This is a genomic window from Halomonas salipaludis, from assembly GCF_002286975.1.
GTDB classification, from domain to species: Bacteria; Pseudomonadota; Gammaproteobacteria; order Pseudomonadales; family Halomonadaceae; genus Franzmannia; species Franzmannia salipaludis.
The window spans coordinates 196,066-211,787 of record NZ_NSKB01000003.1 but is presented as its reverse complement, the minus strand read 5'-3'; the positions used below and the strand labels follow the sequence as shown (position 1 = coordinate 211,787).

The window sequence follows — 15,722 nt, the reverse complement described above, 5'->3', positions numbered from 1 at the left end:
TCAGTCCAGCCGAACGACTTTAAGCGATTCGATGCCGCGATTATCGACGATCTTCACTGCAATACAGCGGTTGTCGCCAGGCTCGAAGGGCAGCGACTTGGTGCCGTGGAACCCGTCCAGCAGCTCTTCGTTGAGCTCGGCGCGGATATCTTTCTTGAGCTTGTACCAGCCATCCTTCTTGCCAGCCATGGGGAAGAACACCTGGCGCGGATAGAGAGAGCGGTCGTCGTAGTCGGTGTCCAGCTCCCACACGGCGATGTCGCGCTTGCCGCCGGACTTCAGCTCGCCGGTCTTGGTGTCGAAGTAGTCAAAACCGTGCACTTCCACCTGCAGCTTGCCGTCCTTGAGCTCATGGATTTCCACATCGGGCTGACCCATCAGCCAGAAAGATTCGTTACTGCGACTGTTCTTCTTCAGGTCTTCGGTGAGCAGGTCGGTGTTCATCTGCACCCGCAGCGCCTGAATGCCGCGGATGCTGTCGATGTCTTTGGCGGCCTCAGGGTCAAACGTAAAGGCGCAGAATACCAGCAGCTTGGGCAGAGGAAAGAGGTCGCCGGCCTCGTTCTTGGCGATCTCTACCTGACGCTGTTCCAGCGCCGCATACTCGGGGCCGAAGCTGACGGCCACTCGCTCACCGGTCTCAGCCACCGTGCCCACCGCATGCAGATACTTGGCGCCGGGAAGGGTCTCGAGGTCCATCAGCTTGAGATTCTGACCGCCCTTGCCGCGGATGCCGGCCTTGAGCAGCTCATCACGCCACTGGGCATGGCGCGACGTTGCCCCGGAACGGGCCACGGCCACATCAGCCTCTTTGGGCCGTTCGGCTTCATCCAGGCCCAGGACGGTGGCGAAGGGCACCGCCTCAACGGTGAAGGGACCGGTGATACGCAGCTTGTCTTTGCTAGGTTCAGGCTGGTCATAGAGCACCTCTTGGCCGGCATGGTTGGCGATGCTCTCGTCCATACGCTGCTGCATTCGAATGCGCTGCTTATGAAAGTCCTCAAAGGCGTGAATGGCCTCCTCGGGCCACCCCTCGGGCCAATCGAAGGGCACCTCCCACTCCAGCAGGGCATTGACAGGCACCTCCTCACCGCTAGCTAGAGTCGCGGTTTTCCGGTCAGGTGCGGTGAAGTCGACTTTTCCGCCCTTGCGGCCGCCTTCCGTTACAGGGAAGGCCGGTGCAAAGTGCTTCTGCAATTCACCATTAAGCCAATCCAAGGCCTGCTCAATAGCCGGATGGCACTGTTCGTAAATCTCGTCGATCTCGGGATTATTGGCGATCGACTTGAGAGTAATATGCGGCACCGTCTTGTAGATAAAGCCGCCACCCAGCCCTTCCTGAGGGTACTTCAGCTCGAAGTAGTCGTAGCTGGCAGTCATCAGGCGTTGCTTGGCCAGGGTGACGGCCACCCGGGAGGTATCGCAGGTAATCCAGCGCCGCCCCCACTTCTCGGCAACGTAGGCAGTGGTGCCCGAGCCGCAGGTGGGGTCGAGCACCAGATCGCCGGGGTCGGTGGTCATCAGGAGACAGCGTTCAATAATTTTTTGATTAGTCTGGACCACATAGGACTTTTCACCAGCGTCAAACCCCCACTTGGTATCCTTCCAAATGTTATTGATAGGCTGGACAGGATAAAAATCAGCAAAGAGGAAATAAGAAAGACTATTATTTCTTGGTTTTAGCAGCCCGCTTTTGCTAAGGCGGTCTAATCCCAAGTGAGTGATTTTCCAGTGATTATTGCTTTTTGGGGAATAATCCTTTCCAAAACAAGTAAATTCTTGACTGCCTACCTCTGAGCCGCCAGAGGATGTCAGTGGGCCATATCGCCATATACGACTATTTTGTGGCAGCTCAACCTGTCCGGAAAGCTCAGATTCGGACATGGCTCTACTTGCCCCATTTGATAATTTTACCCATTTGTACTCGCCAGCACCTTCATCACCGATTTCTTTTTTTGTATAGAGCTGGTTGTACTTTACTTCATCAGTCTTTCCATACCAGATTATGTAATCGCCAGATCTTGAAAGTGTTTTTGACGGAAATCCGCTAGAAGTCACATAGCTGATCAGGCTAATAAAGTTTTTTTCTCCAAAAATTTCGTCGAGCACTAATCTAACTCGATGAAGATTCTCATCCGAAATCTGCACAAAGACCGACCCGCTATCACTCAGCAGTTCCCTCGCCAGCAGCAGTCGATCGCGCAGATAGGTGAGGTAGGAGTGGATGCCCAGCTCCCAGGTATCCCGGAACGCTTTGATCATCTCCGGCTCCTGGGTCAGGTCCTCGTCCTTACGATCCTTCACGTCGCGCTTGTTCGTGAACGGCTGGAAGTTGGAGCCGTACTTGATGCCGTAGGGCGGGTCGATGTAGATCATCTGCACCTGCCCGGCCATGCCTTCTTTCTGCAGCATCGAATTCATCACCAGCAGGGAGTCGCCAGCGATCAGGCGGTTGGCCCAGTCTCGCTCGTGCTTGTAAAAGTCGATGGCCTCGCGCAACGGGAGGTTCTCGAAGGGCGCATGGAAGAGATCGGACTGGAAAGCCGGCGACGACTTACCCTTACTGTCACGCAGACGCTTCTGCACCGCGGCCAGGATGGTGGCCGGGTCGATGCGTTCGTGAACGTGCAGCGAGACGGTATCGACTTCAAAGCTGGTGCGCTCTGCCTTGCCGCTCCACTGCAGGTAGGGGGACTGCAGCCGCTTGAGCTCTTCGAGAGCCGCCTTCATCTGCGCCTGGTCACCCGAGGCCAGGGCATCGTCGATGAGGGTCTCGATCTGGGCGCGGGTGGCAGAGGAATCGAACTGCAGCTCCGGGTCCAAGTGTGGGTCATAGGCCCAACGGGTCTTCTCCTCCACGCCGTCGCTTGCGGTATCCACCATGCCCACGTGGGGGTTGTTCTTGCGCTTCTCGTCATACCGGTAGGAGAGTACCTGGACATGATCCGCCTTCTTCTGACGCGGCGGCGAGGGTTTGTTCGATGCTTTTGACTTTGCCGGTTCGTTGAGCGGCAGCTCAGCAGGCATTTCCTGCATTTCAAGGCTCAGGTCCGGTGCGTGCTCATCTTCACTAGGCTCCGCCTCGGGCTCTGCTTCTTGTAGCCGGTATACCGACCCACCGCGGCCACGCCCTTTGCCCAGTACGCCCTCTGCCAGCAATGTGTCGCGCACGCGCTCGTATTCCTCCTCTTCTACCTTGGCGTATAGCTTCGCCGCCATCAGGTTGCGGAGTCGGGCATTCCCGATGGTGCTGCCGTCAACGGGCACGAGGGTCAGAATCAGCTCGCGTAGCTGGGCGTCGGTGTGGCTCATGGGGCGTCCTGTCGTTCTGGCGGCGATGAGTGCATAGCCTGCTGATGATACAGGCCATCATGATGAAGGGGCAGGGTGGTCGCAAGGCGCCTATTGGCCTGGTCTATTGCCTGCAAAAACTTCTGACCACCTTGGTCAGAAAGAAAATAGGGAAGCCATCACGCCGATCAGAGCACATGCGCCCAGCACCTTGAGCATGCCGACCTTGAATTTAAAGATGGCGATCATGGCACCGACGGCGAGCAACAGGGCCAACAAATCCACTGAGGCCAGATTCGGGATCAGCAGGCGAGCCCCCAGGGCGTGCCGCTCCTCGACCTCGGCGAAGATTACGTGAATGCCAAACCAGATCGCCAGGTTGAGGATGACGCCGACCACGGCTGCGGTAATGGCGGACAAAGCAGCACTGAGTGCGCGGTTGTCGCGCAGGCGCTCCACATAGGGCGCTCCGAGGAAGATCCACAGGAAGCAGGGCACGAAGGTCACCCAGGTGGTGAGCACCGCCGCCAGGGTCGCTGCCACCATGGGGTCGAGTCCGGTGGCGTCGCGGAAAGCTCCCATGAAGCCGACAAACTGCACTACCTGAATCAGCGGCCCCGGGGTGGTCTCGGCCATCCCCAGCCCATCGAGCATCTCCCCGGGGGCCAGCCATCCGTAGTTCTGAACCGCCTCCTGGGTCACGTAGCCGAGCACCGCATAGGCGCCGCCAAAAGTGACCACTGCCATCTTGCTGAAGAAAGTGGCGATCTGGCTGAAGACGTTTTCGCCCCCCAGAGTAACCAGCAGCAGCACGACCGGCGTCAGCCACAGCAGCAGGAAGATCGCCGAGACGCGCAGCGACCAGCCGGGGTTGGGCCGCGCGTGGGCGGGCAGCCCCTCGCCGAGCAGCGAGTCGCGGTCGCTGAGGCCCTGGGCATCGTCATCGCCATGGCCGCCGCCGACCTGAAAGGCGGCCATGCCGCGCTTGCCGCCCCAGTAACCCAGCAGCGCCGCACTCAGGATGATCAATGGGAACGCCACGTGGAAAAAGAAGATCGCTACGAACGCTGCCGCCGCCAGGCCCAGCATGATCCGATTCTTGAGTGCCCGCTTGCCGATCCGTACCACCGCATTCAGCACCACCGCCAGCACGGCGGCCTTGAGGCCGAAGAACAGCCCCGCCACCAGCCCCACGTTACCCAGCGCCGCATAGAGGTAGCTGAGTGCCAGGATGGCGATGAAGCCGGGCAGCACGAACAGGCAACCGGCAACCAGGCCGCCCTTGGTGCGGTGCATCAGCCAGCCGATGTAGATCGCCAGCTGCTGGGCCTCCGGTCCTGGTAGCATCATGCAGTAGTTGAGGGCGTGCAGGAAACGCCGCTCGCCGATCCACTGCTTCTCCTCGACCAGGATACGATGCATTACCGCGATCTGGCCGGCCGGGCCGCCGAAGCTCAGCATGGCGATGCGCAGCCAGACCATCACGGCCTCACGGAAGGGAATCTGGTGGTGTGTGTCGGTGACGGGCGGCATGTACACTCTCACGAAGACGATGGCGGCATAATTTTGTAGAGCGTATAACATAGGTGTTACGTATACAACGGTGATGAATCGCGTGATAGATGAAGAAAGACGCTGGCTGATACTTGTCATGAGCCTCAGCGGCAATGCGAGTAGCGCTCGCATGCGGATCTGGCGGGCCTTGCGCAGCATGGGCGCGGCCGTACTGCGTGACGGTGTCTACCTGTTGCCGGCAAGCCCATCTCGATACCAAGCGCTGCAACATCAGGCCGATGCCATTCAGACCCTTGGGGGTACGTCCCTGCTGCTTGAGGTAGACGATACCAGCGTGCAGACAACGGAGGTGCTACCTTCCCTATTCGACCGGGGGGCGGAGTATCAGGAGTTGCTCGAGGCGATCGCCAGTTGGCAACGGGAGTGTCCCCGCCTCGTGGCGCGCGAGGCACAGCGCCGACTTCTTCAGTTGCAGCGACGCTTCCAGGCTCTTATTGAGATCGACTTCTTTCCGGGAGCAGGGAAAGAACGAATCGTCGAGTCTCTGGCAGACGCCGAGGCGACCTATAACCGCTGCTTCGTACCCGATGAGCCCAAGGCCACCCGGGCCGAGATTCCCCGTCTGGAGCAAAGCGCCTTCCGCAGTCGACTATGGGCCACCCGTCGTCACCTATGGGTGGATCGCGTGGCCTCTGCCTGGTTGATCCAGCGCTTCATCGACCCCGAGGCGCGCTTCCTGTGGTTGGAAAGCCCGACGAAGTGTCCGACGGAGGCGCTGGGATTCGACTTCGATGGTGCCGCCTTCACCCATGTCGACGACAAGGTCACCTTCGAAGTATTGCTGGCGAGTTTCGGGCTGGTGGTGGATGCCGCGCTGGTACGGCTCGGCGAACTGGTGCACTACCTAGATGTAGGAGGGGCTCCCGTACCCGAGGCGGCGGGGCTGAAGCTGATGTTGAGCGGCGCTCGGGAGCGCTGTCCGGATGACGATGCCCTGCTTGCCCATGTGGTGCCGTTGCTGGATGATCTTTACCAGGCCTATCAACAGTCCTGACGAGACCTTATGCTTGACGGGTTCGCCAACTGCGTCTGTCGCCGTCTGTTCCTGGCCCAGGTTGTTGTGCTGGTAGACAAAGGCCTGACCACGGTTGCCCTGTGCTGGCTAATGACGTGGCAACGGGACACCGCGCTTATGACCTGGAGAGCCTGCTAAGTTCGTTGGCCGGCATCGACACATCTTCGTGATTAATGGACATCATCGAGATGGCCACGGTGATATGTCGGCATGGCTCCCCTTCGGGGGCGGTTGCAATCCGCCCACAGCTGGCGCCAGGTTACTTATCTTGTTCCCGGTGCCAGTGGCGGTGCAGCAGCCAGTGAGCGCCCAGGCACAGGGCCATGGGTAGCAGCAGCCAGGCGCCGCCGCCCAGCGACTGGGCGCGCCACATCAGCAGCAGCATGACCGCCGCCATCAGTCCCACGCAGGCGGTCATCATCCAGTGGTGAAGTCGGTTCATTGGGTGTCTCCTTGCGGGGTGTCGCGGGCGAAGCGCCGCTTGAGCAGCAGCGAGTTGCCGATCACCGACAGCGAGCTTGCGGTCATGGCGATCACGCCGATCATCGGGTGCAGCAGGCCCAGGGCCGCGATGGGGATGGCCGCCACGTTGTAGCCGCTGGCCCAGATCAGGTTCTGGACGATCTTGCCGTAGGTGGCGCGGGAGAGATGCATGGCCTCTACCACGCCGGTCAGCTCGCCGCTCACCAGGGTCACGTCGGCGGCCTCGATGGCGACGTCTGCACCGGCGCCGATGGCGATGCCGACGTTAGCCTGGGTGAGGGCAGGAGCGTCGTTGATGCCGTCGCCGACCATCGCCACGTGGTTGCCGTGTTTTTCCTGAAGTGCGCGAATGGCATCGACCTTGCCTTCCGGCAGTACGCCGGCCTGGACCTCATCGATGCCGACCTCCTTGGCCACGGCGCGTGCAGCGCGTTCGTTGTCGCCGGTGATCATCACCACGTGCAGGCCGAGGGCGTGCATGCCGCGAATGGCCTCGATCGACTCTTCCTTGAGGGTGTCGGCCACGGCCACCAGTCCCAGCGCCTGGCCGTCGGCGGCGACGATCACTACGGTGCGGCCCCTGCCCTCGAGCTCGCCCATGGCGGTATCCAGGGCCTCGAGGCCCTGCACACCCTCCTCTTCCAACAGTCGACGATTGCCGATCAGCACGGTCTCCTCGCCGACTTTGCCTGAGACGCCGCGTGCCCCGGTGGAACGGAACTCGCTGACCTCGCCGGGCGTCACGTCGCGCTGTTTGGCTCCATCCACGATGGCCCGGGCGATGGGGTGCTCCGAGGCGTTCTCCACGCTCGCCGCCAGGGTCAGCAGGCGCGTCTCTTCGACGCCGTCGGCGGCGACCGTCTCGGTGAGCTCGGGCTCGCCGCGGGTAATGGTGCCGGTCTTGTCGAGCACCATGACCTTGACGTCCTTGAAGGTCTGGATCGCTTCGCCGGAGCGGATCAGGATGCCGCGCTCGGCGCCGATGCCGGAGCCCACCATCAGTGCGGTGGGCGTGGCCAGGCCCAGGGCACAGGGGCAGGCGATGACCAGCACCGCTACGGCGGCGAGTATCGCCAGCACCGGGGTGGCGGCCTCGGGGTTCACCCACGGCAGGAAGGTAGCACCCCAGTCGAGAATCGGGCGCAGGAGGTCGGGGAGCAGCAGCCACGCAACCAGGCTGGCCAGGGCGATCAGCAACACCACCGGCACGAAGCGACCGGTCATGCGATCGGCGAACTCCTGGATCGGCACCCGCGAGCCCTGGGCCTGGTCGATAAGTTTGACCACCTGTGACAGGAAGGTATCGCCGCCAACGCGGGTCGCCTTGACCCGCAAGCGCCCCTCCTTGTTGATGGTGGCACCGATCACGCTGTCGCCGCTGCTCTTGTAGACCGGGATCGACTCGCCGGTGGCGATCGACTCGTCGATATGGCTCTCGCCATCGACCACTTCGCCGTCGGTGGGGATCTTGTCGCCGGGACGCACGATCATGATGTCGCCGATGGCCAGCTCCTTCACCGGTACCTCGACCTCCTCGCCGTCGCGCTCTACCCGAGCGGTCTTGGCACCCAGGGTCAGCAGGCGGCGAATGGCCTGGGACGCGCGCCCCTTGGCCAGGGCTTCAAGGTAGCGCCCCAGCAGGTGGAAGGTCATGATGGTGGCGGCCATCTCGATGAACGAGGTCATCGGATAGACGAACCCGATCAGCCCGATCAAATAGGGCGGCAGGCTGCCCATGGAGATCAGCACGTCCATATTGAAGGTGCCGTTCTTCAGCGAGCGCCAGCTCGATTTATGGGTGGCGATACCGCCGTAGAGGAACACCACCGGGAAGGCCAGCAGCGCCACGATCGCTAGATAACCGGGAATCGGCTGCCAGAACATATGCGGCATCATCAGCAGCATGATCAGGGTGGTGGGGACGCCGGCGATCCATAGCCGCTTGCGGGCCTGGGAAAGATAGGCTTCCTCGATCTCGGCGTCGCTGTCGCTTGCGTCGTCGCCTGCGTCTTGCACTGCCGCGACGTCATAACCGGCGCCCTCGACGGCGCCTTTGAGTGCCTCACCATCGGGGCCATCCGCGGTCACGGAGGCACGGACCCGATGGTTGGCGATATTGGTCTCGATCTCGCCCACGCCGTCGAGGCGCTGGAGCGTCTTGCGCACGATACCGGCGCAGTGGTCACTGCCCATGCCGGGCACCGTCAGGGTAATCGTCTTCGTGGTCGTATCGGTCATCGCATGCCTCCTGCGAGCGGGGCCGAAGGGGCGGCCACTGCTTGGCCGCCCGGACATCCTGGCGCTTCTAGTATGGCGGCTCAGTGATGGGCGTCGTGGTCGTCGCTGCTCTCGGGAGTGACCTGCTCGAGCTGCTGGCGCTGCTCGTCGCTCATCAGGTCATGCATGGCGTTTCGCATGCGCACCATCTCGGCCATCATTTCACCGTGCAGCTCGGCCATCTGGCCGTGTAGCGCCTGGACCTCATCAGGGTCGGGGCGTTCGCCGTGCATCTCGGCCATCAGGTCGTCGCGCAGGTTCATCATGCGACCCATGCGCTCGAACTGGGCAGGGCGGTGCTCCTGCATCAGCCCACGCATCTCGCTGCGCTGCTCGGGTTCGAGCATCTGCATCATGCCCATGCCTTTGCTCATCATCGGGCAAGGCATCATGCCGCCGCCCATCATGCCCTGCATCATCCCGGGGCCCATGCCGCCCTGATCGCCGCCCATCATGCCTCCCATCATCCCAGGGCCCATGCCGCCCTGGTCGCCGCCCATCATGCCTCCCATCATGCCGGGGCTCATACCGCCCTGGCTGCCGCCCATCATCCCCTGGGCGAGGGCAATGTCGGTGCCACCTGCAGCGAGTGCCACGGCGAGTGCGAGTGTCAACGTCTGCTTGCGAAGCTTCATGTTCATTCTCCCCTCGGGCGAGAGGCCCGATCGATTGCCATCGTCTACATTCTGCGAGCTGTGTGGTGCACGCAGGTCAATGTCGTTTCTTCAGCACCAACGATGAGTGAGTCTCGAGGCCCGAACCGCTGAGTGAGCAGGTAGCTCGTAATGACCGGGGCAGGGCGGCAGTCCGCCCCGCCTTGATCCTGGGCATGTCGCGGGTTCGGCCAGGTCCATGGCGCGAGGCTCGACTGACAGGGTGGTGCACTCACCCTAGTTCAACGCCGCAACCTTTCCATTGATGCAGATCAAGCGAGCCGCGATGGTCAACCTGCGTGCAGGACGTCGGTTGCGGGCTTCCTTGAGGGCGTGAAATACTCGCCGCTGTTTTGGCTTGAATGGCCGTTTCAGCGCATGTCTCGACTCTGCTACCACTGGCTAATCTGCATGATGATGGCCCTGCTGCTGGCTTTCGCACCGCCTGTTGCCGCGGGCGGGCATCAGGGCGATGCTGCCTGTCTGGAGAATCTGGCCACGCATGCCCCCCAGGCCTGGGATCTGGCTGCAACGGCCGAGACGGCTGAGTCCCACCCCACTGCAGCGTCTCCTTGCTGCATGCCCTGCGCCCAGTGTGGAGCCACCATGGCTCGGCTGACCGCTGAGGCGGCGGTATCTTTCTCCCCTCTGCCCGGGCCAGGCCTGGGTTATCCGTCGGGGCCTCCCGCCCCTTTCGAGCGTCCTCCTCGCGCCTGAACCCTCTTGCCCCTGTTGCACCGTGGTAAGCGATCCACGGTGAGCGTGTTCATGTTACGAGGACAACTTGATGAATCGTCGCGAATTTCTAGGTTATTCGGCGCTAGGCGCCTTGGTGCTATCCACCGCGGGTGGCATGGGCTTTGCCTTATCCCGCCAACATCCCCATACGGCTGGACCCGCAGCGCTTGTTGCCTTGCCGGAGGGCGGCCAGGCACTTCAGCCGCTGCCGCGCCTCGTCAATCTGAGCGATGCGGCCGGCCATTTCCAAAGTGCCTTGACCCCGGCGCCTCATGCAGTGCCACTGAGCGACGAGCTGGAGGCCAGGCTGTGGCTCTACAACGGCAAGGTACTGCCGCTGATTGAAGTGAGGGAAGGCGATGAACTGGATGTCACCCTATTCAATGAGCTGTCGCATGAGACCACCGTGCACTGGCATGGCGTGCCGGTGCCGCCGGCCCAGGATGGCGCCCCGTGGGACGCCGTGGCGCCGGGCGAGTCCCGACAGTACCGCTACACCCTCCCCGAGGGCAGCGCCGGCCTGCACTGGTTCCATCCTCACCCACACCATGGCACCGCCCGGCAAATCGCCCACGGCTTGGCAGGCGCACTGCTGGTAAGGCCCGCTCAGGACGTGTTGCCCGCGGAGGTGGAAGAGCACCTGCTGATGGTCAGCGACCTGCGTCTCGATGTGGAGGGGGAGGTGGCAGCGCATACCGCCGAGGACTGGATGAATGGCCGCGAAGGTGAGCTGCTGTTGGTCAACGGCCAGCGCGAACCGCGTCTGGATGTGGCACCGGGTACGACGCTGCGGCTACGGCTGGTCAACGCCTGTGCCGGCCGCTACCTGCGCCTGCGCCTGGATGCGCACGAACTCACCCTGATCGGCACCGATGGCGGGCTGATCGAGCGGCCGCGGCCACTCGAAGAACTGCTGCTCACCCCGGGGGAGCGCGCTGACCTGCTGGTAAGGGTAAGTGAGCGGGCCGATGAACGCTTCCTGCTGGCAAGTTACCCCTATGAGCGCGGCTGGATGGGCGCTCGGCCGCCACACTTGGACGACGTGTTGCCGCTGCTGTCGATCAACACCCTAAACGCCGGCGTCTATCCTGCCGTGGCACTGCCCGAGCGTCTGGGACGCGTCGAGCCCCTGGGCGAGCCGGACGTACGGCGCCGGGTGGAGTTTACCGAGGTGATGCCGGGCCATGACGACCACGGCGAGGGCCACGCCGATCCCCATGCCGAGCATGCAGGTGGCAGCGACAGCCACCACCACACCCATGGCCCGGGGGCCGGTCATGCCGCTCACGGTGCTGGTCAGGGCGGCGATGCCCGCCCGGAGGTGGACTTCCTGATCAACGGGCGTGCCTTCGCCATGGACGAGGTCCTCTTCGAGGGCCGGGCCGGCGAGGTGGAGGAGTGGGAGGTCTTCAACAACTCCCACATGGACCACCCCTTCCATGTCCACGGTACTCACTTCCAGGTGATCGCCACCCGCGATGCCGACGACGAGTGGCGCGATGCACCCTGGCTGGCCTGGAAGGACACCGTCAACCTGGCACCCTACCAGCGTCTCAAGCTGCGCATGGTGTTCCGCGAGCCCGGCGACTGGCTATTCCACTGCCATATCATCGAGCACGAGGAACTGGGGATGATGGCGACGATCCGCGTGAACTGAGGCTGCCCTATGGCACCGCCGAACCCGGCGCTGCGCGGCAGCCCCGGGCTTACCCGAATGAACGAGGACCTCTTGCGATGCGTGACTTCCGACGTGCTTTCCTGCTGCTGACCGCCGTGGCGAGCCTGCTGCTGGCGGGCTGTTCCCGCGAGCCGGAGGGCATCAGCCTCGAGCAATTGCGCCAGCAGACCCATATTCACGGCCTGGCCTTCGACCGCGCCGAAAGCGAGCGGATCTGGCTGGCCACCCACCATGGCTTCTATGCCATCGGTGCCGATCGGCTGGCGCGCCGGGTGTCGGAGGAGACCCATGACTTCATGGGCTTCACGCCGCACCCCACTGATGCCGAGACCTTCTTCGCCAGCGGCCATCCGGCCCGGGGCGGCAACCTGGGCGTGGTAGTCTCCAGCGATGGCGGTAAACACTGGGAGCAGCGCTCGCCTGGCGCCGATGGCCCGGTGGATTTTCATCAGCTCACCGTCAGCGAAGCCGACCCCGACGTGCTCTACGGTGCCTTTGCTGGCCAGCTGCAGGTCAGCCACGACGGCGGCCAGCAATGGCAGGTCCAGGGGCGGGCCCCGGACGGCCTGATTGCTCTGGCGGCCTCGAGCCGCGACCCCGAACATCTCTATGCCGCCACCCAGGACGGCCTGTTGCTGAGCCCGGATGGGGGGCAGCGCTGGCGCCCGGTTCACCCCGAGCGCCGTCCCGCGAGTCTGGTGGCGGCTCACGATGAGCGGCTCTATGCCTTCATGCTAGGGGCGGGATTGATAACGGCCGAGGAGGCCAACCGCCAGTGGGACGTTGTAACGCGAGGCTGGGGTGAGCGCTACTTGCTGCACTTGGCGGTTGACCCGAACGACCCCGAGCGTCTGGTGGCGTCAGATGATCAGGGGCGGCTGTTGCTCAGTGACAACGGTGGGCGCGACTGGTCGACGCTGTAAGGTGGCTCTTGATGCTGGAGAAGAAGCGAATGAGTCAGCACCCCCCCCCGGGACAGAAGAGGATGGGCAAAGCGTTTGAAGCCTCGGCGGAGGCGACTACCTCAGTGGGGAAGTACCGCCTCCTGAAGCACCTGGCTGTCGTGCTCATCGGTGCCGTAGTGACATACCTTTTCTGGGCCAGCCGCCTGGAGTGGGATAATGAGATGCGCACCTGGCGGGCCTTTGGGGACGCGGCCTTCACCCTGCTGTTCGTCGCCTTGTCCATTGGCCCCGTCGCGCGCCTCTGGCCAAAGGTGATGGTCTCACTTATGCACTGGCGGCGGGCCTTCGGTATCTGGTTCGCGCTGTACGCTGCCGTGCATGCCTACCTGGTGTGGGACGGTTGGGCACGCTGGTCGATAAGCGGCTTCCTGGGCTACCAACACATTGACAATATCGGGATTCCGGGGCCGGTCCTCGTAGACCCCGGCTTCGGGCTGGCGAATCTGATCGGCCTGGTGGCCCTGTTCTGGGCACTCGTCCTGATGGCGATATCCTCTGATCGCGCCATACGCTATCTGGGAAGTCGGGCCTGGAAGCATCTACAACAGTATGCCTATGTCATCTTCTACTTGGTCGCCTTGCACGCCTCTTATTTTCTTTTCCTGCATTACGAGCTTAGCTTGAGGAACCTGGCCTTCCAGCGAGGCGTGCCGGACCCCAACTGGTTTCGGTTCTGGTTCCTGGGGCTCGTCGGTATTCTCTTCGTCCTGCAGACGGCGGCAATGATCAAGACCTTTCGCCATAGACGGGGCCGGGCCTGAGCATGATGGCTCGCTTTGGGCACCTTAGAGCGACGAGTCTCAAGAAACATCTGCCGTTCAACTTGGGGGCAGGGCACCGCTTGCCTGGCTTCGCGCGGCGTGGAACACTGGCGCCTGTCGTTGCCCACTGCATCGACCCCTCTCTGTTCTGGAGCTTTCACCATGGCGGGAGCGCGAGCCGGATGCGGCAAGTCGAACCGGCTGCTGGCCACCCCGGAGTTCAACGTGGCGCTCTTTGCGTTTCTGCTGAACTATCCGTGGGAGTTCCTCCAAGTACCGCTGTTCGCCGAGATGCCGGAAATGGGGCACTGGGACGCTGTTCTCTTCTGCACCCGGGCGACCCTGGGGGACGTGCTCATCGCGCTCGTGGCCTACTGGGCCGTGGCGGCGGTACTCCGGCAGCGCGACTGGTTGCTTCGGCCTCACGGCAGGGCGATAGCCGGTTTCGTGGTCGTCGGCGTGGTGATCACGATCGGGCTGGAGTGGCACGCCACCGTGCTGCAGGATCGCTGGCAATACGCCGAGCGGATGCCCACCCTGCCGCTGTTGGGGACGGGGCTTGCGCCGCTGCTGCAGTGGCTCGTCTTGCCACCGCTCGTGGTGTGGCTGGCGCGCCGACTGATGCTCGGCGAAGCCTGTCTGCGCAGGCCTGACGTCGGTGCTCCTTGCACTGGCGACTCGGCAACGACGGCTAAAGAGGAACGTCGAGAGGACTCCCCTTGATGGGCCGCGCCGGCAAGGCCGAGCGAAGTGAGGAGCTAGTCGTGTCACCATCACAGAACGCGCCTGCCAGGCGTCGCTGGCCCTGGCGCCGGCTCTTGCTTGTGATGGGCGTCGCCCATCTGGTGGGCCTGGCCTCATCGCTGGACGCCATGATGTCGAGTCGCACCTCCCAGGGGGCAGTGGCCTGGATCGTCTCACTGAACACGGTGCCCTATGTAGCGGTGCCCACCTACTGGGTGTTCGGGCGTGCGAGGTTCCAGGGCTATGTCTCGGCCCGGCGCGACGAGGACTCGGTGCTAGGACAGGCGCTAGCCAGTAAACTTGCCGAGCTGCGCGCCCACGGCGTTTCTGCGGCTCACAGCGATAAGCACTTGGTGGGCGTGGAGCAGCTGGCCAAGCTGCCGTTTCTCGGCGGCAACCGGGTGGAGCTGCTGATCGATGGCGAGGCGACCTTCGAGAGTCTGTTCGCCGGCATCGGGGCCGCTGAACGCTATCTGCTGGTGCAGTTCTATATCGTACGCGCCGATGAGGTGGGCCTGGCGCTGCAGACTCGCTTGATCGAGAAGGCTCGGCAGGGCGTCGAGGTCTACTTCCTGTATGACGAGATCGGCAGCTACGCCCTGCCGGGGAGCTATCTCAGGGCGCTGGAGGAGGCCGGTGTCCGCGTGCACCGCTTCCACTCCACCCGGGGGCCGGGTAATCGCTTCCAGCTCAACTTCCGTAACCATCGTAAGATCGTGGTGGCTGACGGTGCCCGGGCCTGGGTCGGCGGCTTCAACGTTGGCGACGAGTACCTGCGCGGTCATCCACGCATTGGCCCCTGGCGGGACACCCACCTGATGATCGAGGGGCCGGCAGCCCTGGCGCTGCAGCTGGTGTTTCTCGAGGACTGGCACTGGGCCACCGAGACGTTGCCCGAGCTGCCCTGGGAGCCTGTGGTGCCCACCCACCACGCGTCGCCGGTGCTGATCCTGCCCACCGGTCCCGCGGACCGTTTCGAGACCGCCAGCCTGATGATCCAGCAGGCGATCCATGCCGCCCATGAGCGGATCTGGATCTCCAGCCCCTATTTCGTCCCCGACGAGGGCGTGCTGGCGATGCTCAAGCTGGCTGCACTGAGCGGCGTGGACGTACGGGTGCTGATTCCGGAGCGGCCGGACAATCCGCTGACCTACTTTGCCGCTTACGCGTTTCTGGATTCACTGCTGGATGCCGGTGTCGAGGTCCACCGCTTCGAGGAGGGGTTCCTGCACGGCAAGGCCTTCCTGGTAGATGACATCGGCGCGGCGGTAGGCACCGTGAATCTGGACAACCGCTCCTTTCGCCTGAACTTCGAGGTGACGGCGCTGGTAATGGACCCGGCATTCGCCGCCGAGGTCGAGGCGATGTTCGAGGCGGACTTTTCCCGCTCGCGGCGGATGCGCCCCGGCGAGGTGGAGGCACAGCCGCTCTGGCATCGGGTCGCGGCGCGAGCGGCATATCTACTCGCTCCGATACTCTGATGTCGTCGACTAGCAAAAGACCCCAGGCGCGTTTGATATCGAGGGCACCGTACGGCCGACC

Annotated in this window: 11 protein-coding genes; 6 read left to right on the top strand and 5 right to left on the bottom strand. The window is 63.1% G+C overall.

Annotated elements, in window-relative coordinates; all coding sequences use genetic code 11:
* Both CK498_RS08575 and chrA read right to left on the bottom strand, forming a co-directional pair.
* Positions 1–3,312 (bottom strand): site-specific DNA-methyltransferase, encoded by a 3,312-nt coding sequence (locus tag CK498_RS08575; protein WP_095620458.1) that lies wholly within the window; start codon positions 3,310–3,312, stop codon positions 1–3.
* A gap of 135 nt (positions 3,313–3,447) precedes the next feature.
* Positions 3,448–4,824, bottom strand: coding sequence for a chromate efflux transporter (gene chrA, locus CK498_RS08570; protein WP_095620457.1), 1,377 nt, complete (start codon positions 4,822–4,824; stop codon positions 3,448–3,450).
* A gap of 73 nt (positions 4,825–4,897) precedes the next feature.
* Between chrA and CK498_RS08565 the strand changes: the two genes are divergently transcribed.
* Complete coding sequence (locus CK498_RS08565) at positions 4,898–5,860, top strand: chromate resistance protein ChrB domain-containing protein (protein ID WP_324615518.1); 963 nt, start codon at positions 4,898–4,900, stop codon at positions 5,858–5,860.
* 280 nt (positions 5,861–6,140) lie between these two features.
* Here CK498_RS08565 and CK498_RS08560 read toward each other — a convergent pair whose 3' ends face one another.
* From CK498_RS08560 to CK498_RS08550, 3 genes are all read right to left on the bottom strand, one after another.
* A complete protein-coding gene (locus CK498_RS08560; protein ID WP_095620455.1) occupies positions 6,141–6,323 on the bottom strand; it encodes a hypothetical protein in 183 nt (60 codons plus the stop codon).
* Positions 6,320–8,602 (bottom strand): heavy metal translocating P-type ATPase, encoded by a 2,283-nt coding sequence (locus CK498_RS08555; protein WP_095620454.1) that lies wholly within the window; start codon positions 8,600–8,602, stop codon positions 6,320–6,322. Before CK498_RS08555 ends, CK498_RS08560 begins: the two co-directional genes overlap by 4 nt.
* Before the next feature lie 80 nt (positions 8,603–8,682).
* Positions 8,683–9,276, bottom strand: coding sequence for a Spy/CpxP family protein refolding chaperone (locus CK498_RS08550; RefSeq protein ID WP_095620453.1), 594 nt, complete (start codon positions 9,274–9,276; stop codon positions 8,683–8,685).
* An 805-nt stretch (positions 9,277–10,081) separates the two neighbouring features.
* Here CK498_RS08550 and CK498_RS08545 point away from each other — a divergent pair.
* The 5 genes from CK498_RS08545 to cls all read left to right on the top strand — a co-directional run bounded on the left by CK498_RS08545 (position 10,082) and on the right by cls (position 15,661).
* Entirely contained in the window at positions 10,082–11,689 is a 1,608-nt protein-coding gene (locus CK498_RS08545) for a multicopper oxidase family protein (protein ID WP_095620452.1), read from the top strand.
* A gap of 77 nt (positions 11,690–11,766) precedes the next feature.
* Complete coding sequence (locus CK498_RS08540) at positions 11,767–12,633, top strand: WD40/YVTN/BNR-like repeat-containing protein (protein WP_095620451.1); 867 nt, start codon at positions 11,767–11,769, stop codon at positions 12,631–12,633.
* A gap of 11 nt (positions 12,634–12,644) precedes the next feature.
* Positions 12,645–13,436 (top strand): hypothetical protein, encoded by a 792-nt coding sequence (locus CK498_RS08535; protein ID WP_095620450.1) that lies wholly within the window; start codon positions 12,645–12,647, stop codon positions 13,434–13,436.
* Between the two features lie 162 nt (positions 13,437–13,598).
* Positions 13,599–14,159 (top strand): hypothetical protein, encoded by a 561-nt coding sequence (locus CK498_RS08530; RefSeq protein WP_205600930.1) that lies wholly within the window; start codon positions 13,599–13,601, stop codon positions 14,157–14,159.
* A 104-nt stretch (positions 14,160–14,263) separates the two neighbouring features.
* Entirely contained in the window at positions 14,264–15,661 is a 1,398-nt protein-coding gene (gene cls / locus CK498_RS08525) for a cardiolipin synthase (RefSeq protein ID WP_267873747.1), read from the top strand.
* Positions 15,662–15,722: the final 61 nt, after the last annotated feature.